Source organism: Synechococcus sp. CC9902 (assembly GCF_000012505.1).
GTDB lineage: Bacteria > Cyanobacteriota > Cyanobacteriia > PCC-6307 > Cyanobiaceae > Parasynechococcus.
Genome location: NC_007513.1, coordinates 1134846 through 1154250 on the forward strand (window position 1 = coordinate 1134846; position 19405 = coordinate 1154250).

A 19405-nucleotide genomic window follows, 5' to 3' on the forward strand; every position below is an offset into this window, starting at 1 on the left:
AATGAAGATCCTTTATTGGGGTACACCTGAATATGCCGTTCCAACATTACTTGCACTACATGCCGCGGGGCATGAAATTGTTGGCGTTGTAACCCAGCCAGATCGAAGACGGGGACGTGGAAAACAATTAATGCCTTCAGCAATCAAAGTCTGTGCACAATCTCTCGGACTTGCTGTCTTTACCCCAGAAAGAATCAAGACTGACGTTGGCTGTCAAAAAGAACTTGCCGATCTCAATGCAGACGTATCAGTTGTTGTGGCATTTGGACAAATCCTTCCGAAATCAGTCCTTGAACAACCACCACTCGGTTGCTGGAATGGCCATGGCTCACTTCTGCCACGTTGGAGAGGTGCCGGTCCAATTCAGTGGGCCTTGTTGGAGGGGGATTCTGAAACAGGAGTAGGAATTATGGCAATGGAAGAAGGATTGGATACAGGACCGGTCCTACTCGAGCAAAGACTTCCAATTTCCCTGGATCAAAACTCTCATGATCTAGGAGAGAAATTAAGCCAGCTCACAGCGACACTCATGGTGGAGGCGGTGGATTTAATACTTAAGGCTGGTGTTGGCACTGAGCCTGAACGTTTAGAACGCTTAAATGTCAGATATCAAGGACAAGAAATGAGTTATGCAAGGATGCTCAAAAAAGAAGATTTTCAAATCAAATGGGGCGATCCAGCTCTCCGTACGCACAGAAGAGTGATGGGTTTATACCCAAGCGCAATGACAGGTTGGCGTAATAAACGGTTAAAAGTTCTTGAGACTGAGCCGTTGATTGAACGGCTCAGTGATGAGATCTCAGAGGAGGCCCGTGCTCTGCTGGGACGTTGGCGAACAGGAGAAGATCATCCTGGCACTGTTTTGGGTTGTATTAATAATGTTGGTATTGTTGTGAGCACAAGTGGTTGTCCAATTCTGATTCGAGAGGCACAGCTGGAAGGCAAAGGACGATGCCGAGCGCAAGGATTAGTACAACAGTTGGCAGCATCAGTCGGTGATCGATTCCAGTCGTTCTGACTCTTTAATTTTTAGGTTTCTGTATAGAGAGTCTTGGCCTGATTCCATACATAGTCAAGATCCTTATTTGGGAGAATAAGAAACTCTGGATTGGTCTTACTTAGCCATTCCCGTATTCCAAGATGGGATGAGTTGGCAAAAAAATGATCGGGAGAAGCCAAAACTCTAAATTTTAAAAACTCAAGGAGCTTGGCCCGCAATCGAGCGCCATCAATTAATTGCAGACATCCCTCGCTTGCTTTGACTTGAAGAGGACTCCCCTCACCCAAATTTGTCATGCGTGGTGCAAGGATTTCCAAGACAGAGGATGACTGCCAGTGTCTAGCTTTCGTTTCAGGATGTGGATAGTAAATCAATCCTGTAATATTATGATTATCAATAGTGCGTAGTTTAATATTCCAAAACGAAAACGTTTCCGGAGGATGTAGATCGGTCCAATACATATTCTCAAAGGTAATATCTGGATTCCTTAAAACAATTTCTAGCGGCTTAAAACTGAGATTGATTGTGCCCTGCCAATAGCAAGAAAGATCCAATCCAAGAGCTTTGAAGAATGGTGTTTGAATTGAAATCGAGCCTTTCGGATATGGGGATTCAGAATTCGCTCCAGACGCCACACCGTGGCCGTGTTGAAGTACACCCTCAATCCATCCTGGCATCACTTCAACCGTGCCTCGAAATGGCTGCATTGATCACAGGGACCATCGGGCCAAACAACACAACGCAATAGAGGACTTAGCGCATTGAAACGACATGCCGGATCACCAATTACCCAGCCATGACGCCATGCTATGGCATCCAAAGGACGTGATTGAGGCTTAACAATTAGCGCAATAGAGGAAAGTTGATACATCCCTCCTTTTAGAGAATATCGATGCTGGCGCTGCATGATCAAGTAAGACGATCCATCCAACTCAAGCCATGAACCTGGATGGGGAGGCTCATCCAACTGAATGCGGTTAACCAGGATTCCGCTTGCTGCGTCTCTGAGCTCAACCAGCATGGGGTGGATCGATCATCGTTTCAGTTTTTTTAATGGATAAACCCCAGCTAAAGAATACTAAGACAACAATTAATGTCAACCAGTCTGGTTGATTGAGGAAAGGAAGAACAACATGTAAAATAAGTCTTAAGGCAACAAAAGCAACAGCAAGAAAACCAGCAGTCTCCAACCTTGGGTATTCATCAAGCCATCTTATAAATAGACCTGAGGTAAAGCGTAGAGCTACAATTCCAATGATGGCTCCGGTTACAATCAAAATTACCTGGTCGCTTATGGCCACAGCTGCAGCGACACTGTCGATCGAAAAAGCTAGATCAGTAAAGGCAAGTAAAACTACGGTTTTAACAAGACCTCGCGGCATTTTTTTTATATCTTGATCATCCGATTCAATCTCAGCTTCCTTGTGATTACGTTGCCAAAAGTGGTCAAAAACAAGCCACATCAAATAAACTGCAGCAACAAGTTGAACCCAAGGATGTTGTAATACCCATTGTGCAACAACAATGAGACCAATTCTTAAGACCAGTGCCAAAGTTATGCCAATATTGAGCGATAAGCGCTCTCGCTCTGGGGCATTTCCACTTCGAGCGATCGCAGCCAAAGCCACAGCATTGTCGGCGGAAAGCACAACCTCTAATAAAACCAACACTGGCAATAGAGAAAGCACCTCCCGCCATTGGTCAGCCCCCTCATAAAAGTCCGATAGGGAAGGAAGCGCTGTGATATCCATCCCGCCAGCCTAGAAAGAGCTTGCGATGATCCATGGGGATGAATATCCGGGTTGAACTGTGTCACGTCGACACCCTGCGTTGCGTTGTCCGCGTTGAAGCGTGGAACGATTCACAGTTGATTGGATCATCACTTGGAGAAGCCGCGACGGCTGAAGAAGCAGAGGATCGTGCATGGCAACGGCTCAGTCACCGTCTCGAGATCCAGAAGCCTGAGCCACAGCAGCACGAAGCAACAGCAAAGGCTTCAGCATCGACATCTCGAAGTTCCACTCCAGAGCTGATACGAAAGGAATCTCCAAATCCTCAGCAATCCAGTCCAGCGCCACTCCCCGAGCAACCCACAAAAGCGTTGACCTCTCCATCGGGTGCAGGTTCTGTTGTTCAACAGGTCGAGGGAGACGTACGGACGTTGACCGAGACACCATCTGAATCACCCACCGATCCAGACGACTGGAGTGAAGAACTGACTGCCATTGACTTTGAGTTAAAGCGCATTGGCTGGACCAGAGAGCAGGAACGTCAATATCTCGAACGCGCCTTTGGGCACGGCAGTCGTCATCGTTTAACCCGATATGCCGACCTAGTGGCGTTTCTTCGACAACTACGACAGATCCAACCGGGTGACACCCCCGATCAATCAGCGGTTCCGATCCGTCGAAGTGATTTGATTACGCAAGGAGATCAAATGTTGTCGAATCTTGGTTGGACAGGCGAACAGGCGAGATCTTTCCTTCAGCAAAATCTAAATTCGACAAGTCGGCAACAGTTAAGTGACGAGCAGTTATTACAATTCAATATGCTTCTTGAAGAACAAGCACTCAAGAAATAATGATGAATATTCCATTATATATCTAAATATGTACTCAATTCTTGGACCGCAGCAAGATGTGAACTGAATTCTTGGGGCATTCAAGACCAACGCACTACAGCTCCAATATTTTGCATTACTTGCATAAAGGTTATTGCGAACAGTGTCGTGACGGATAGTCAACGAAAGTGTTCTTGCCGGAGGGAGCGATCTTCGGCATAAGTGGCTCAGCATCTACGTTTAACTGTAGATGCAGGGCCCTTTCTTTATTTTTAGCGAAAGAAGAAGTTACCGATTGTTCAATGGTGCTTAATTTATCAATTACACAAGATTATTATTGCTGAATAATAATTTCGTACTTATGCTTTTGTTGATTTACTTCATCGCTTATTTTAGCAAAGCTATTTTATCTACACTTGAACCGATGCATTGAACTAAAAATCGCTGCATCCCATCTTGGTTGGTATCAGGTACGAGCTTCAGAAGATAGCCATTGACCCAAGCGGTTTCTTCATTATTTTCTTCATGCCCCCGATCGTGGAAGTTCTCTTTTTGATTCATTATATAGAGCAATATTTGTAAAGCATGTTTTTTGGACAAGCTTTCTGGATCAATAGTGGGAAGGTATTCCCGGACATCCATGAATAATATTTGGCCTGAGTAATCAAAATCATTTTCCATTGATGCACCTTTGTTTAATTCCTTTAAAAGCCAAGAATAGAAGTAAAAACTAAATGCTTCAATCCTTTTGATAATCCTAACACCCTAACACTTGTTCTACTTCTCCATGGCATCCATGATTCATCTTAATTTCTCAGTCATGAGGAAGCACAGTGGTTTTCAGATGCAGCTAGAGATTGCAATTTAGTGAAATTAAAATTTAAATTGATGGCTTCCTAAAGCAATATCTCAAATTAATTTTTTCATTTATGGGTTAGAAGCACAAGAATGATCTAAACGATCAGATGTGCCTAATGCTTTACATGCTCGTTCGATATTGTCCAACTAAATTTTTTACCTCGAGTTGCCTGCCTAGGTGATTTGCCTTGAACGCCTCAACGGTGGTTGAGGATTCGGGTCGAATAGCAGTGGGATTGAGGATGCAACCAGCACACTCCCCACAGCGAGAAGTACCAAAAGCGGAATCGCCTTCACAACAGGCTGTTTCTCTAATGGTGTTCGACAGCTTGCACAGATCGGAATCGCCCCTTTCGGAGGGTGCAAAACGAGAGCTGAACCGCAGCAGCAGGAAGGGCAGCGGTATCGAGGCATTCACTCAACAAAATCGTTAAACATGATCTTAAATGAATTCTTCAAGTTCAGCAGACGTTCAACTCCTCCAAACGCCCAAAGAATTGATAGAGAAAAACAAGAATATTTAAGATATTACAAATTCAAACCTAAAATTCTAAACCAGTAAATAGCTCTCTATGAACAGCAAAAGTATGATACAGCGCTGTACCTGAAACAGGAGAAATCTCTTCACCATCGCAATTATAGACGATACTACAAACCAGATTTCCATCCCAGGCTATTGCATCTGTACTTCGAGATTTCGACCATGAGCGTATGTTTAAAAAATACTCAGGAATCTTTTCTCCGATTTTCTCGCATGCAGTTGCTAACAACCACAGTGCTGGTGGTTTAGAGGGAAGTGAAAGGTCTTTCCTCATTTTAAGTTCATCAAAAACCCCCGTATATCGAATATAATCTATGATTGATTCTTCCTCATTCGTTAGCAATGCTTCTGCCAACGCCATATTAAATCTGGACACTTCTATCAAAGGCCTTTTGAGCGGTGATAAGTTAGTCATTCTATATTTGACGAGTCGAACAATAAATTCTAACAATCCATGCTCACGTCCTAAATGACGAGTTTCAGAATTAGAAGTTTTCTGATAAACGTGATATGTGTTTTACTCAAATTCACCAAGCAATGAAGTCGCTGTCGGTCCCTGCCATGCCGCATGGCGCGATGTGCATTGCTTGCAGACACTGAAATCCGGCGTTACGTCTTTGTGCCTGAGTCAACCGTTGCGGGGCTACGTTCTTTGTGTGCACGTATTAGTGTAGTTATCAACACGAAATTAACACTACAACTCTCAAAATGCGTTGACATTCCCCATTGTCAACAGTCAATGCTCGCCCGTTGCGAAGATCAATCAACTTCGTTGTGAGCCCATGCCTCTTCGTTCCCTGGTGCGTCAGCTGAGGGACGGGGCGCTAACGGGCGAATTGTTAGAGCGCAGCCGACGATCAGAACGGCTCTTGATGCGGGGTGCAGGTCGTAATTGCCGCGCACTCATCGCCAGCGCTATGGCGCAACGCGATGGATCTCCCTTGCTTGTAGTGGTTCCAACTCTGGAAGAAGCCGGGCGTTGGACAGCTCTGCTCGAGCTAATGGGCTGGTCACTCGCCAGTCTTTACCCAACAAGTGAAGGGTCTCCCTATGAGCCATTTGACCCCACTAGTGAAATTATCTGGGGCCAGTTACAGGTTCTCAGCGACCTCCTGAATGACCCTGAATCCAGTGGACGCGCCATTGTTGCGACTGAACGTTGCCTGCAACCTCACCTACCACCACCGGACGCTTTAAAGGCGACCTGTCGTGTATTGACTCGCGGCGATGAGGTTGAGCTGGAGTCACTTGCTGAAACACTTGCGAAACTCGGATATGAGCGCGTATCGACGATTGATCAGGAGGGTACTTGGAGTCGTCGGGGGGACATTGTTGATATTTTTTCGGTCAGTAGTGAGTTGCCAGTTCGTCTTGAATTTTTTGGTGAAGAGCTTGTCAAGCTACGTGAGTTCGATCCGTCAACGCAACGATCTCTTGATCCTATTGATCAACTAAGGCTTACACCTACTGGCTTTAATCCACTCATTGCTGACCAACTTCGCGCCACAATGCCAGATGGGCTGTCTTCCTTACTTGGAGAGCAAGCCACCGATGAACTCTTAGAGGGTGGCACCCCTGAGGGGATGCGTCGCCTGATGGGATTGGCCTGGAATGAGCCCGCTTCCCTGTTGGATTATCTCCCCGATGTCACCACCGTTGTGATCGACGAACGGCGCCAGGGTCTTGCCCATGGGCAGCTTTGGTTGGATCACGCGATTGAGCACCATAAAGAAATGGCCATCGAGGTTGGTCTATCTGAGCAGGATCGTGATTTGCTTTGGCCCGGAGTTCTTCATCGCGACGTTGTTGCTGCCTATGGCTTAGCAGAAGTGTTTGATGGGTTCGATCTTGCAGAACTTCTCGAGGAGGACAACCACCCAAACTCCTTCGATTTCGCCAGTCGACCCGTTCCTGCTTACCCAAATCAATTCGGCAAACTCGGTGAATTAATCAAGGGGTTTCAGAGAGATCGCATGTCTGTCTGGCTGATTTCGGCTCAGCCAAGTCGTGCCGTCGCCCTTCTTGAAGAACATGACTGCATCAGTCGATTTATTCCCAACGCAGGTGATCTTCCTGCCATTGAACGACTCATCGAACAAAACACTCCAGTTGCCCTCAAAGCGAAAGGCAACGCAGAACTTGAAGGAGTGCTCTTGCCCGCTTGGCGCGTCGCCCTGGTTACAGATCGAGAGTTTTTTGGCCAGCAAACTCTTACTTCCACGGGGTATGTCCGACGTCGACGCAAAGCCGCAAGTCGCACGGTCGATCCCAACAAGATGCGACCAGGTGATTTTGTTGTTCATCGCAACCATGGAATTGGTCGCTTCAAAGCCATGGACAAACTCGCTCTTTCCGGTGATGTCCGCGACTATCTGGTCGTCCAATACGCCGATGGAATTCTCCGAGTTGCGGCAGATCAATTAGGCAGCCTGGGTCGTTACCGGGCGACGAGTGAATCACCGCCTCAACTCAGTCGCATGGGTGGAGCAGCTTGGACGAAGGCCAAAGACCGGGCCAAGAAGGCCGTTCGAAAGGTGGCTCTTGATCTTGTGAAGCTCTATGCCGAACGCCAACAGTCGAATGGATTTGCATTTCCACCTGATGGCCCCTGGCAGACCGAACTGGAGGAGTCATTTCCCTACGAGCCAACCCCAGACCAGTTGAAATCCACCACGGACGTCAAGCGCGATATGGAGAGGGCCGAACCCATGGATCGTCTGGTGTGTGGAGATGTCGGCTTCGGCAAAACTGAAGTGGCGATTCGAGCCATTTTTAAAGCCATTACCGCCGGAAAGCAGGTGGCCATGTTGGCGCCCACAACAGTTTTGGCCCAACAACATTGGCGGACCCTTTCCGAACGATTTGCCCCCTATCCGATCAAAGTGGCACTCCTGAATCGCTTTCGTACAACGACGGAACGTAAAAGCATTCTTGAGGGGTTAAAACAGGGAACCATTGATGCGGTAGTTGGCACTCACCAACTTTTAAGTAAAAGTACAAGCTTTCAACAGCTCGGACTCCTAGTTGTTGACGAAGAACAGCGTTTTGGAGTTAATCAGAAAGAAAAAATCAAAGTTCTCCGTAAGGATGTTGATGTTTTAACTCTCTCAGCAACACCCATTCCCCGCACCCTTTATATGAGTTTGTCGGGTGTTCGGGAGATGAGCTTAATCACAACACCTCCCCCTCTTCGTCGACCGATTAAAACGCATTTAGCCTCCCTCGACCCAGAGGCGGTGCGAAGTGCAATCCGTCAGGAATTGGATCGTGGTGGACAAGTGTTTTATGTGGTTCCACGGGTGGAAGGGATTGAAGATGTTGCTAATGGCCTTAGAACCATGCTTCCTGGACTCAAACTTCTTGTTGCCCATGGTCAAATGGCCGAAGGAGAGTTGGAAAGTGCCATGGTGGCCTTCAACGCTGGTGAAGCAGATGTGATGCTTTGCACCACAATTGTTGAAAGTGGTCTTGATATACCGCGTGTTAATACGATTTTGATTGAAGATGCGCATCGATTTGGATTAGCGCAGCTGTATCAACTTCGTGGTCGCGTAGGTCGCAGTGGTATTCAGGCTCATGCATGGCTATTTTATCCAGGAAATGCGTCACTTAGTGATAACGCAAGGCAACGACTGCGTGCTATTCAGGAATTTGCACAACTTGGTAGTGGTTATCAACTAGCGATGCGAGATATGGAGATTCGCGGTGTCGGCAATCTTCTAGGTGTTGAACAAAGTGGTCAGATGGAAACGATCGGATTTGACCTCTATATGGAGATGTTGCAAGAGTCCCTAGCCGAGATCCAGGGTCAAGACATCCCATCGGTTGATGACACCCAGGTTGATTTGCCAGTCACTGCTTTTGTACCTGCCGACTGGATTACTGATCCCGATGAAAAAATAGCGGCCTACAGGGCAGCAGCCGACTGCACATCCTCCGAAGCGCTGGTGGAGTTGGCGGCCGGCTGGGCCGATCGTTTTGGAGCCATTCCCGCGGCTGTTCAGTCGCTGTTGCAACTTATGGAACTGAAGATGCTGGCGAAGCGGTGTGGTTTCTCCAGGATCAAGCCGGAGAAACCCAACATCGTGCTGGAAACCCCAATGGAAGAGCCAGCCTTCCGGCTTCTGCGGCAAGGACTCCCTCAGCATCTCCACGGGCGCTTTGTGTACCAACCCGGCAGTGGTCTTCAGCACAAAGCATTGGCGCGTGGCCTTGGGGTGTTGCCGATGGAGAAACAATTGGAGCAACTGATGGATTGGCTGAAGCTGATGGCAGCACAAATCCCTGACACAGACGGGCTTACGGCCGACCAGCGGGACCGCCAAAAAGCTGAGAAAAACGATTCCGTCATCAGGGTGTAGGGCGATGGCCCATCGCGTTTCTGAGAAAAACTTCACAGACCCGCAATTCTTCGTTACATTGGCGTCAGGTTCAGTTTTTCCATGGGCGAATTCATTGAAATCGGGGTCAATGGGGCGTCAATGCAGGTTGTTAGCGGTGTGTTCTGCGCAGCAGCCTTAGGCATTTATGCCTTGATGCAACCCGACGCATCCGACGACGATGATTCCAACGGCGGTGGCGGCGGTGGATTAATGCAGCCAATTTCGTAATTTTTTAGTAACGAAGATTTCTTCTTCATTGCAAATAATATTTCAAAGTTGCAATTAGTTTTTAATTTATTTTTTTAATCAGTTCGTTTTTTGCGTCAATATATTGAGAGTCTTGACTTGTACCTAACTTTTCAATCGTAAAACCTTTTAACTGCTTTTCACTCATCTCAGACTTGATATCTGGTTCGATACCGTTTTTGTGAATATCCGTTCCCTTCGGAGTGAGATATTTAGCGATTGTCACCGTCAAACCAGAGCCGTCAGATAATCCACGCACAGCCTGTACTAACCCTTTGCCAAACGTTTTCTGACCAACCAATTGAGCTCGACCATTGTCTTGCAATGAGCCAGACAGGATTTCACTAGCACTGGCTGAGCCTTGGTCAATTAAAACAACCAAGGGCTTATCTGTGATGGCACTACCTGTAGCGCGTCGGACATCACGAATACCTTCTCTCGTTCGTGTACTCACAATGATTCCTTCGTTCAACCATTGGCGAGCTATATCAATACTTGCTTCTAATAATCCTCCGGGATTGCCCCGCAAATCCAGTACGTAACCATCAACATCTTGCGCCTCAAGCGCCTTTGCTGCTTCGCGCATTTCCTTTGCTGCATTTGCATTAAATTGCTTGAGGCGAATATATCCAACTTTATGTTGATCTCGCGTAGTATTTAGCTTGTAGGAAACAGCATTAATCTCTATTCTGGCACGCGTCAAAGGAACATCTATTAGTTCATCACCACGGCGAAGACCTAAAATTACTGCTGACCCTTCCGGCCCACGAATTAACTTAACAGCATCCTCAGTGTTCATTCCTTCTGTGGACTTGCCATCGATAGAAACAATCACATCCTTAGAAAGAACCCCTGCTCGTGATGCAGGAGTTCCTTCAATTGGAGATACAACAACTAATTTTTTAGTTGCTTTGTCAAGACTCAATTGAATGCCTACTCCCATCAGTTCACCGGACGTATCAATTCGCATTTCCTTGAATTGTTTTGGATCAAGGAAACGGGTATATGGATCATTCAAGCTTGCAAGCATTCCACGAATTGCTTCGTAGGACTCAGCGCTTCCGGCGAAAGATTTTTTTAGGAGATCGCGACGTAATTGTCGCCATGACGATTCATCATAGTCACCACTTGAATCAAGGTAATCCCGATAGACGATCTGCCAAACCTGATCGATCACCTCTTTAGGGCTATCGCTAATCGATCCACCGCTAGCACTCGGAAGGGTGAACCCTGGCGCGCCCAGAGTGATAGCAGTGGTGACGCCACCTAAACCGAGAATTAGCAGTAGAGGTGTTGTGCGAAGAAACGATCGCCACTTCACTGACTTAGCCATATCCGTCTTGTCTTCAGTCTGTGCGTTCAGATTACCGAGTTTCATCAGGATCGACCCAGAGACCATCCTCCTGAATCAATTGGATCAGGGCTTGAACACCTTCTTTTTCTGGAACTTTACGAATTTCTTCTCGACCTCGGTACAAAGCAATGATTCCAGGTCCTTTACCCACATAGCCATAGTCGGCATCGGCCATCTCGCCTGGACCATTCACAATGCATCCCATCACTGCAATGTCGAGACCTTTTAGATGAGATGTAGCGTTGCGAACTTTATGGAGGACATCCTCCAGGTTGAACAACGTGCGGCCACAACTTGGACAGGCAATATATTCAACCATTGTCTTTCGTAAGCCGAGAGACTGAAGAATTGAATAACAAACAGGGATCTCTTTTTCGGGCGCTTCAGTAAGTGAAACTCGGATGGTATCACCCAAACCCTCTGCTAAGAGTGTGGCAATTCCGGCCGTACTTTTAATCCGTCCATAATCGCCATCCCCAGCCTCAGTTACCCCAAGGTGAAGCGGATAATTGAATCCTTCTTGATCCATGGTATCGGCCATTAATCGATAGGCCGAAAGCATCACTGGTGCCCGTGAAGCTTTCATCGATATCACGATGTTATGAAAATCTAGATCGTCGCAAATGCGAACGAATTCCATCGCCGACTCCACCATTCCCTTCGGTGTATCTCCATATGTAAACAGCATGCGTTCAGCCAATGAGCCATGGTTAACACCAATACGCAACGCTTTATTTTGCTCTCGCAAGAGTTTTACTAAAGGCTCAAATGTCTCTCTAATACGTGTTCCGATTTCAGCAAATTCAGATTCTGTAAATTCCTGACGATTTGGATCAGGCTTATCGAATACAAATAGTCCAGGATTGATACGGACTTTGTCGACGTGCTGAGCGACCTCTAAGGCAATCTTTGTTCCGTTGTGGTGAACATCAGCCACTAAGGGAACATTGCATCCCTTAGCCGAGAGTTCCGCTTTAATTTTTCCCATGGCCTTGGCATGACCAATCGACGGGGTCGTCACTCGAACGATCTCACATCCAGCATCGACAAGACGGATGATTCCAGCGACTGATCCATCGATATCGAGGGTGTCCTCGTTAATCATCGACTGCACCGCAATCGGGTGCTCGCTGCCGATCGGGACACTTCCCACCATCACGGTCCGTGTGACTCGACGATGGATCTGGGTGTCGTAGCGCCGATCTAGGGCGGTCATGTGTAGCCGTTCCAGATGCACGTCAACGTTCGCACAGCTTGGTACGCACAGCGGAAAGATCTTGGCGTGTGAGTTCAACTGGTCCGCCTTCCTTTGCCGACGCGTGACGGAGCAGATAAGCCGGATGAAAGATGGGCATCACCGAACGACCTTGCCAGGTCTGCCACTTCCCTCGTAACTCTGTCATTGCAGTTTTCAGTTCCAAGAGAGCCTGAACCGCAGTTGCGCCAGTCAGCACGATCACAGCAGGATTCACTTCGGCAATTTGCTTGTCAAGCCAGGGACGACATGCCGTGAGCTCAGTTTTTTTTGGGCGGCGATTGTTCGGCGGCCGGCATTTCACCGCATTGCAGATGTAGAGGTCCTTCTCGATGTTGAAACCCGCCTCGATCAGCAAACGATCGAGGGCTTGTCCGGATCGGCCCTTAAACGGCAGACCGGTTTGATCTTCCTGCGCACCGGGAGCTTCTCCGATCAACATCAGTGGTGCTTTTGGATTGCCCCGATAGACCACCACCTTTTGGCGCGTTGTGGCTAACTCACAGGCTGAGCAGCGCAAACATGCATCCAAATCGAAGGACGTCATGCACTCCCTTCCGATCGTGCAATGGGAATCAGCAATAAAAAAGCATTGCCTTCTGGATCATTCATCCAACATTCAGCACCGAAAGGTTCCAACCGAGCCGGCTCCACAACAGAGCCTCCCAAACTGAGCGCATGGCTGACGTGGTGCTCCAATTCAACCAAAGGAGTGGGGTGGGCAGGACGCTTTAGACAGACCGACAACGCACGACCTGCCACCGGGAATGGGCGATGTTGTGATGGCCGATAAATCTCAAGCCTTAAGCCATTGCCAAGGTCAAGAATCTTGTGGTGGTCTGCTTTTCCAGCACAAATGGTCGCGTTAAAAAGAGCTGCATAAAAATGGCTTAAGGCTTTGGGGTTATGTGCCGCGAGAACCAAGCTGATTTGCAAGGGATTCATGGCCTGCGTGAACAAAGGGTTGTTTGGGTCACTGCTTGAGGCAGGATGAGATTTTTAAACGCACCCCGGGGAGGTGCGTTGATGATCTTGCGCCCCCCAGAACTCTCCCATCGGGCGATTGCCCTTAAGCCCTCGCTGACCCTCGAGATCAGCGCCAAAGCCAAAGCGCTTAAGGCCGAAGGCCGAGATATTTGCAGCCTTAGTGCTGGGGAGCCTGATTTCAATACCCCAGGGTTCATCGTCGAGGCGGCAAGGGAGGCTCTATCCCAGGGCATCACCCGTTACGGCCCAGCGGCGGGTGATCCTGAGTTACGAGCGGCTCTCGCCGACAAACTCACCCATGAAAACGATATTGCGACAAAGCCTGAGCAGGTTCTGATCTGCAACGGCGGTAAACAAGCGATTTACAACCTTTTCCAGGTGGTGCTGAACCCCGGCGATGAAGTTTTACTCCCTTCGCCCTATTGGTTGAGTTATCCAGAAATGGCTGCCCTGGCTGGTGCCAGCACGGTGTTGATTCCATCTTCAGCTTCTGATGGATTCAGACTCGATCTCGATGCTTTGGAAGCAAGGATCACCCCCAAAAGCCGACTTTTGGTGATCAACAGTCCAGGGAATCCCACGGGTCGCGTCATGCAGCGACAAGAACTCGAGGCTCTGGCTGAGCTGGTTGCTCGACACCCCAATCTCTTGGTGATGAGTGACGAAATCTATGAATATCTTTTGGCTGAGGGAGAGCAACACATCAGTTTTGCCTCCGTATCGGAAGCGATCAAGGATCGTTGCTTCACGGTGAATGGCTTCGCCAAGGGTTGGGCCATGACTGGGTGGCGCCTGGGCTACCTCGCTGGCAACGCGACGGTGATCAAAGCGGCTTCAGCACTACAAAGCCAAAGCACCAGCAATGTTTGCAGTTTTGCCCAAAAAGGAGCGCTCGCTGCCATTCGTGGATCGCGGGAGTGTGTTGCAGATATGGCCTGCAGCTACAACTTGCGGAGAAATTTTCTGATCGAAGGACTGCAATCCATTCCAGGCATCACCTTGATTCCTCCGAAAGGTGCGTTCTATGCCTTTCCGCAGCTGCCGGAGGGCATTACCGATTCGATGGAATTTTGTCGTCGTGCTTTAGAAGACGAAGGCCTTGCCGTTGTGCCAGGTATTGCCTTCGGAGACGACCGCTGCATTCGTCTGTCGTGTGCCGTCTCGCATGAGAGCATCACAAATGGTTTGGAACGACTGCAGCGGATGCTCAGCAAGTTCTGACTGACCGAAAGACGTCACATCAATGCCTACTCAAAAACTTCAGCTCTCTTTGGCTGCACGTCTTCTGACTGGCATCGTCGTTGCGACCGCCGTGGCGAGCTGTGGTTCAGGTCCTTTAGGCACAGAGTCACCAGTCCTTCACATCGGGGCAATTCCGGATCAGAACCCGGAGAAGCTCAACCGTCTTTACAGCTCACTTTCAGCCGAACTCAGTGATCAGCTGAAGGTTCCGGTGGAGTACGTACCTGTGAGCAACTACCCCGCTGCGGTGACTGCGTTTCGAACCGGCAGCCTCGACTTGGTTTGGTTCGGTGGCCTCACGGGCGTACAGGCCCGGTTACAAACCCCTGGAGCCAAGGTTTTGGCGCAACGCGATATCGACGCCAAGTTCACAAGCGTCTTCATTGCCAATGGCGCCAGCGGACTTCGCCCATTCAGCACTGGTGATCAGCTCACAAATCTGAAAGGACGACGCCTTTCTTTTGGATCAGAGAGCTCAACATCAGGTCGGCTGATGCCTCAATACTTCATGAGCCAAAACGGTGTTGGCACCGATGAGCTCGCCGGTGGTGCTCCTGGGTTCAGCGGAAGCCATGACGCCACAATCGCCGTGGTGCAGAGCGGTGCCTACGAGGTCGGAGCCTTGAACGAACAGGTTTGGAAAAGCAATGTTGAAGATGGTCGCGCTGACCCCAACAAGGTCTCAGTCATTTGGAGAACGCCTCCATACGTCGACTACCACTGGGTGGCTCGTCCCGATCTCGATGAACGATTCGGTAATGGCTTTACCAACAAGGTCCAAACCGCTCTGCTAGCGATCACTGCGGATACGCCTCGAGGTGAAACCATCCTCGAACTGTTTGGTGCCGCTGAGTTCATTCCTGCTCAGAATTCCGATTACGACAAAATCGAAGCGGTGGGTCGTCAACTCGGCAAGATCCGTTGACAGCGCTCCTGGAGTTGAACCAGGTGAGCCTGGACCAACGACTCCAAACGACCAGTCTCACCATCAGGGCTGATGAACGGGTGGTTTTACTTGGAGCCAGTGGCGCAGGAAAAACCACCCTCATCAAACTCTGCAACGGGAGCCTGCAACCCTCGCGGGGCGCCCTCCAATGGCGTGGTCAACCGCTCAAGAGATTGCCGCGTCATGAACGGCGATCAATTGGCACGTTTTGGCAGGACTTACGACTGGTTGAGGAGCTGAGCGTGGTCCAAAACATCAATAGCGGTGCCCTTGGGCGTCATGGCTTGATGTGGGCCTTGAGAAATCTGCTTGGTGCCCTGGAAAAGGACGCGTGTCTCGCGGTAATGCAAGAGGTCCACCTAGAGCCTTCACTGCTCAAACGAGCCGTGACCGAACTCTCAGGAGGTCAGCGACAACGCGTTGCTTTGGCTCGATTGCTGCGCCAAAGGCCTGAACTAGTGCTCGCGGATGAACCTTTGTCGGCCCTGGATCCTGTCATCGCCAGGGATGTCTTGGACACACTGCTTTCACTTCCAGGGTGTCTGATCAGCTTGCATCGCCCTGATCTCATCCATCGATTTGAACGCGTCCTGGGTCTACGTAACGGAGCCCTTGTTCTTGACGCGGCACCAGACATGATCAGCAAGACGCAATTGGAATGGTTGTACGGACGTTCGTAAAACCAGCTTTACCGCTGCTCACTCTGCTACCGGGACTTTGTCTGATTCCTGTGGTGGCCATCCTCGTTCGAGATGGCCATGGCGGTGGGCTCCCGTTGTTAATCCAGTTTGCTCAAGGTGCTGTTCAGCCTTCCTTCGATCCGACTCTTCTCAAGAGCCTTTGGCAAGGACTTCAGATCACCTTCGTGACAGCGGTTCTCTCCTGGGCCATTAGTAGTGGTCTGGGATTGATCTTCGGCTTTTTGGGTTCACGCACCCTTTGGCGAACCCTCTTGGGAACTGCATGGCCAGCACTGCTTGTTCGGCGACTGTTGTCCCCCTTCCGAGCCATTCATGAGTTGATTTGGGGGTTGCTCTTACTTCAGGTTTATGGACTCAACGGTTGGGTTGCTATCGCGGCGATTGTTATCCCGTACAGCGCCTTGATGGCAAGGGTGCTTGCTGATCAAATTGATTGCCATGATTCGCCAGCCCTACCGGTCCTTCAAGGCAGCGGAGGGCCGGCGATGGCAGTGCTTCTGACGGCTGTCTTTCCAGCAGTGTTTGCCTCGATCAAACATCACATTGGCCATCGCCTCGATTGCGCTCTTCGATCAGCTTTGATCCTGGGCGTGTTTGGGCTTGGGGGGCTAGGAACCGATTTGATGTTGAGCCTTCAATCCCTCCAATTCAGAGATATGTGGAGTGGGTTGTGGTTGTTAGCCATAGCCATGGTGTTACTTGATTTCATCCTTCAGACCATTCCGCGCAGGCCACGGCATGGTTTTGTCGTGGGGATTGCGCTGGTGTTGTTAGTGGTTTGGAGTGCCTCTCTGAATTTGGATCTTTCTTGGCCGAGCGAAAGCTTTGGTCCTGTGTTCAGTGGGTTAGTGGCTGACCGCAACGCAGCAACTGCGGCACTGTTTGAGATCAATTGGGGAGCTGCGATCGGCTCAACACTTCTCATCACCCTGATGGCCAGCTGCATCGCTACGGCAGTTCCTCCACTACTTCTCTTGCTTTCGCCGAGCCAAAGCAGCCTTCGGCTTCAAAGCCTGATCTGGGGCGCATTGCGCTTAGTGCCAACTCCTTTGACTGCACTGTTACTCCTGGTGATGGCTAAGCCGAGCCTGCCCCTCGCAGCTCTGGCCCTAGGGCTCCATCACAGCGGGGTGATGGGTCGTGTGCTGATGAAAGACATCCGCGAAACAGGTTTAGGTTCGGCACAGATCTTGGAACGGTCTGGAGCGACTGTTCGAATGAGCTGGCTTTACGGCCCATTGGCCGAAGTCAGTCGGAGTTATCTCGCCTATGCGTCGTACCGGTGCGACGTCATCCTCAGAGACACTGTGGTTGTAGGGATTGTGGGAAGTGCGGGATTGGGCTGGCAATTAATCGACGCTTTGTCGTCCTTTCACTGGTGGCTCGTTGCTTGGTTGGTCCTGGCATTCATTGTTTTGACACTCTGCGGAGAAACCATCACGGAACAGTTGCAACAACGCTTGAACTGCAAGGCTGTAGGCCTGTGAAGGCAGTGTCTTGTGAAAGAAGAAGTGGTCTTGTGAAAGAAGTGGTCTTGTGATGGCGGCAACCATGGGACCGAGACAACTCGTGGTTTTGGGTGATAGCGGCGTTCTTGGCTGGGGGGATCGGGACGGTGGTGGTTGGTGCCAGCGATTACGGATGGATTGGATGCAACTTCCTTCCGCACCGGTGATCTATCCACTCGGTGTTCGAGGCGATGGAATTGAACGGATTGCAGCGCGATGGCGGCATGAATGGTTGTGTCGCGGGGAACTTCGGCGACAACACCCCGACGGTTTGCTGCTGAGTGTTGGCCTCAATGACACAGCCCGAATCGGTCGCAGTGATGGCCGCCCCCAACTAGAGCCAGACGCCTTCGCCTTTGGCATCAGCCAACTTCTGATGGAGATGAGATCCGTAACGAACGTTTTCGTTCTTGGGCTCACTCCAGTGGATGAACATGTGATGCCCTTTGCGGAGTGCCTTTGGTACAGCAACAAGGCAATTGCCGCGACGGAAGCAGCTCTAGCGGAACAGTGTCGTGAGGCCAATGTGCCGTTCTATGCCCTTCATGCCGAAATCCAGGCACAAACCGATTGGTTGCAGTGGATCGAGCCCGACGGGATTCACCTCAATACGAACGGCCATTCCTGGATCTACAACGCACTCCAGCACTGGCCACCGCTGTTGAATTGGGCAGGACTTTCACCACTGAACACACCCACCCCGATCAATGGGTAAGGCACCCGAGCCCCAGCTAGTGTGTGAATTCGCTAACAAGTGGGATCAGCATGGAGCTCAATACTTCTCTTCAGTTCACCAACAAAAAGCCACCCGCTCAACGCAAAACCACGCTGAAGTGGGATGACAATGGTGACCTCACAGCGGTTGATATGGCACGCATCATTGATCGGCTAACGACACCTGAGCTGAATCGCTGTGAATTGGATCAGTCCTGAATCGCTCTATTTCGGCGCCATGCTCGCCTTGGCTTCGCGATAAAAGTCAAGACATACATCCGCTCGGCCAGCTTCCATGGCCATCGATTCGACGCGGCGTCGCACCGCAGGGCGGACAAAAAATGGCACATCTTTTTTGAGCGCTGTTAGTGCTTCTGGTTGCCAATCCATTCGTAAACCACAGGTCCAACTCATCATCGAGCACATTTGTGCCGGATTGAGGTCCTGCGGTGGGCAGGCTTTCACGGATTGCCTGGCAACCGTGAAAGCAGTTGTTTTGATTGCATGGTTCTCAATGCCCGTCAACGCCATGAAGAGCGGCGCTGCTTACCGCCTGGCACCAATCAGCGAAATCAAAAGGTTCTTCAGCACTTGGGGTTGGCCCATTGCGTGGCGATGCGTCAACGTCATCGTGGACCGGAAGAACGGGACGATCTCCTTCAAGAAGCCTGCCTTGGCTTGATTCAAGGTCTGCAAAAGTTTGACCCGTCCCGTGGCTTGCGCCCCAGCAGCTACTTGATGAGCCGAGCGAACGGCCAGGTTTTGCACTACCGGCGAGACCGATCGCGCATGGTGCGCATTCCTTGGCGACTCCAAGACCTTTATGTCTCCGGTCAACGCCTGCAACAAGAACGGACGCAAAAGGGTCACCTCCTCTGAGCGATCGATCCATTGCGGTGCGCTTAAAAGTGAGTCCCCAACGATGGCTGGATGCCTGTGCAGCGGAAGTCAGTAAAAAAATGATGGGGATTGAGGATTTGGACTTACAAGCCCCTAGTGGCCGCAATCCAGATCCTCAAGCGGAGTGGCTTCATGGTGTTCTACCTAAGCTCGCCCCAATCCATCAGACATTGCTGAAGCAACATTGGATTGAAGGGGTTCGTCTTCGGGA

21 protein-coding genes are annotated in these 19405 nt (G+C 49.9%); 11 read left to right on the top strand and 10 right to left on the bottom strand.

Annotated elements, in window-relative coordinates; all coding sequences use genetic code 11:
* Position 1: 1 nt before the first annotated feature.
* The gene (gene fmt / locus SYNCC9902_RS05875) at positions 2-1018 is read left to right on the top strand and encodes a methionyl-tRNA formyltransferase (protein WP_011359959.1); all 1017 of its coding nucleotides are present in this window, start codon (positions 2-4) and stop codon (positions 1016-1018) included.
* 11 nt (positions 1019-1029) lie between these two features.
* On the opposite strand, the gene SYNCC9902_RS05880 is transcribed toward fmt, so the two are convergent.
* From SYNCC9902_RS05880 to SYNCC9902_RS05890, 3 genes are read right to left on the bottom strand one after another with little or no spacing between them, the layout of a single operon-like run.
* A complete protein-coding gene (locus tag SYNCC9902_RS05880) occupies positions 1030-1677 on the bottom strand; it encodes a hypothetical protein (protein WP_011359960.1) in 648 nt (215 codons plus the stop codon).
* Complete coding sequence (locus SYNCC9902_RS05885) at positions 1677-2021, bottom strand: DUF6464 family protein (RefSeq protein WP_011359961.1); 345 nt, start codon at positions 2019-2021, stop codon at positions 1677-1679. The genes SYNCC9902_RS05880 and SYNCC9902_RS05885 overlap by 1 nt, the downstream gene beginning before the upstream one ends.
* On the bottom strand, positions 2011-2751 hold the full coding sequence (locus SYNCC9902_RS05890; RefSeq protein ID WP_011359962.1) for a DUF475 domain-containing protein: 741 nt from the start codon (positions 2749-2751) through the stop codon (positions 2011-2013). The genes SYNCC9902_RS05885 and SYNCC9902_RS05890 overlap by 11 nt, the downstream gene beginning before the upstream one ends.
* A 32-nt stretch (positions 2752-2783) precedes the next feature.
* On the opposite strand from SYNCC9902_RS05890, the gene SYNCC9902_RS05895 reads away from it, so the two are divergent.
* A complete protein-coding gene (locus SYNCC9902_RS05895; protein ID WP_011359963.1) occupies positions 2784-3581 on the top strand; it encodes a hypothetical protein in 798 nt (265 codons plus the stop codon).
* A gap of 366 nt (positions 3582-3947) precedes the next feature.
* Here the strand turns inward: SYNCC9902_RS05895 and SYNCC9902_RS05900 are convergent, their stop codons facing one another.
* The gene (locus tag SYNCC9902_RS05900) at positions 3948-4241 is read right to left on the bottom strand and encodes a hypothetical protein (RefSeq protein ID WP_011359964.1); all 294 of its coding nucleotides are present in this window, start codon (positions 4239-4241) and stop codon (positions 3948-3950) included.
* 719 nt (positions 4242-4960) lie between these two features.
* Positions 4961-5320, bottom strand: a complete 360-nt coding sequence (locus SYNCC9902_RS12090; RefSeq protein WP_156771081.1) for a hypothetical protein — start codon at positions 5318-5320, stop codon at positions 4961-4963.
* Positions 5321-5741: 421 nt separating this feature from the next.
* Between SYNCC9902_RS12090 and mfd the strand changes: the two genes are divergently transcribed.
* Both mfd and SYNCC9902_RS12695 read left to right on the top strand, forming a co-directional pair.
* Positions 5742-9320: a transcription-repair coupling factor gene (gene mfd / locus SYNCC9902_RS05905; RefSeq protein ID WP_011359967.1), complete on the top strand. Its 3579-nt coding sequence runs from the start codon at positions 5742-5744 to the stop codon at positions 9318-9320.
* A gap of 81 nt (positions 9321-9401) precedes the next feature.
* A complete protein-coding gene (locus tag SYNCC9902_RS12695; protein WP_011359968.1) occupies positions 9402-9569 on the top strand; it encodes a hypothetical protein in 168 nt (55 codons plus the stop codon).
* Between the two features lie 61 nt (positions 9570-9630).
* Here the strand turns inward: SYNCC9902_RS12695 and SYNCC9902_RS05910 are convergent, their stop codons facing one another.
* From SYNCC9902_RS05910 to SYNCC9902_RS05925, 4 genes are read right to left on the bottom strand one after another with little or no spacing between them, the layout of a single operon-like run.
* Complete coding sequence (locus SYNCC9902_RS05910) at positions 9631-10920, bottom strand: S41 family peptidase (protein WP_049749483.1); 1290 nt, start codon at positions 10918-10920, stop codon at positions 9631-9633.
* 31 nt (positions 10921-10951) lie between these two features.
* Positions 10952-12157: a (E)-4-hydroxy-3-methylbut-2-enyl-diphosphate synthase gene (gene ispG / locus SYNCC9902_RS05915; protein WP_011359970.1), complete on the bottom strand. Its 1206-nt coding sequence runs from the start codon at positions 12155-12157 to the stop codon at positions 10952-10954.
* Positions 12158-12179: 22 nt separating this feature from the next.
* The gene (locus tag SYNCC9902_RS05920; protein ID WP_011359971.1) at positions 12180-12743 is read right to left on the bottom strand and encodes a uracil-DNA glycosylase; all 564 of its coding nucleotides are present in this window, start codon (positions 12741-12743) and stop codon (positions 12180-12182) included.
* The gene (locus SYNCC9902_RS05925) at positions 12740-13141 is read right to left on the bottom strand and encodes a VOC family protein (RefSeq protein ID WP_011359972.1); all 402 of its coding nucleotides are present in this window, start codon (positions 13139-13141) and stop codon (positions 12740-12742) included. The genes SYNCC9902_RS05920 and SYNCC9902_RS05925 overlap by 4 nt, the downstream gene beginning before the upstream one ends.
* A gap of 81 nt (positions 13142-13222) precedes the next feature.
* Here SYNCC9902_RS05925 and SYNCC9902_RS05930 point away from each other — a divergent pair, with 81 nt between their 5' ends.
* From SYNCC9902_RS05930 to SYNCC9902_RS12700, 6 genes are read left to right on the top strand one after another with little or no spacing between them, the layout of a single operon-like run.
* Positions 13223-14404: a pyridoxal phosphate-dependent aminotransferase gene (locus tag SYNCC9902_RS05930; protein WP_011359973.1), complete on the top strand. Its 1182-nt coding sequence runs from the start codon at positions 13223-13225 to the stop codon at positions 14402-14404.
* A 22-nt stretch (positions 14405-14426) separates the two neighbouring features.
* Complete coding sequence (locus SYNCC9902_RS05935) at positions 14427-15350, top strand: putative selenate ABC transporter substrate-binding protein (protein WP_011359974.1); 924 nt, start codon at positions 14427-14429, stop codon at positions 15348-15350.
* On the top strand, positions 15347-16051 hold the full coding sequence (locus SYNCC9902_RS05940; RefSeq protein WP_041425003.1) for a phosphonate ABC transporter ATP-binding protein: 705 nt from the start codon (positions 15347-15349) through the stop codon (positions 16049-16051). Before SYNCC9902_RS05935 ends, SYNCC9902_RS05940 begins: the two co-directional genes overlap by 4 nt.
* On the top strand, positions 16030-17559 hold the full coding sequence (locus SYNCC9902_RS05945; protein WP_011359976.1) for a phosphonate ABC transporter: 1530 nt from the start codon (positions 16030-16032) through the stop codon (positions 17557-17559). Before SYNCC9902_RS05940 ends, SYNCC9902_RS05945 begins: the two co-directional genes overlap by 22 nt.
* Positions 17560-17611: 52 nt before the next feature.
* On the top strand, positions 17612-18295 hold the full coding sequence (locus SYNCC9902_RS05950; protein ID WP_041425005.1) for a GDSL-type esterase/lipase family protein: 684 nt from the start codon (positions 17612-17614) through the stop codon (positions 18293-18295).
* 50 nt (positions 18296-18345) lie between these two features.
* Positions 18346-18513, top strand: a complete 168-nt coding sequence (locus SYNCC9902_RS12700; protein WP_011359978.1) for a hypothetical protein — start codon at positions 18346-18348, stop codon at positions 18511-18513.
* A 6-nt stretch (positions 18514-18519) separates the two neighbouring features.
* Here the strand turns inward: SYNCC9902_RS12700 and SYNCC9902_RS05955 are convergent, their stop codons facing one another.
* Entirely contained in the window at positions 18520-18759 is a 240-nt protein-coding gene (locus tag SYNCC9902_RS05955; protein ID WP_369776082.1) for a PCP reductase family protein, read from the bottom strand.
* 39 nt (positions 18760-18798) lie between these two features.
* On the opposite strand from SYNCC9902_RS05955, the gene SYNCC9902_RS05960 reads away from it, so the two are divergent.
* Positions 18799-19173 carry a sigma-70 family RNA polymerase sigma factor gene (locus tag SYNCC9902_RS05960; protein WP_011359980.1) on the top strand — a complete coding sequence of 125 codons (375 nt, stop codon included), beginning with the start codon at positions 18799-18801 and terminating at the stop codon, positions 19171-19173.
* Positions 19174-19405 lie beyond the last annotated feature (232 nt).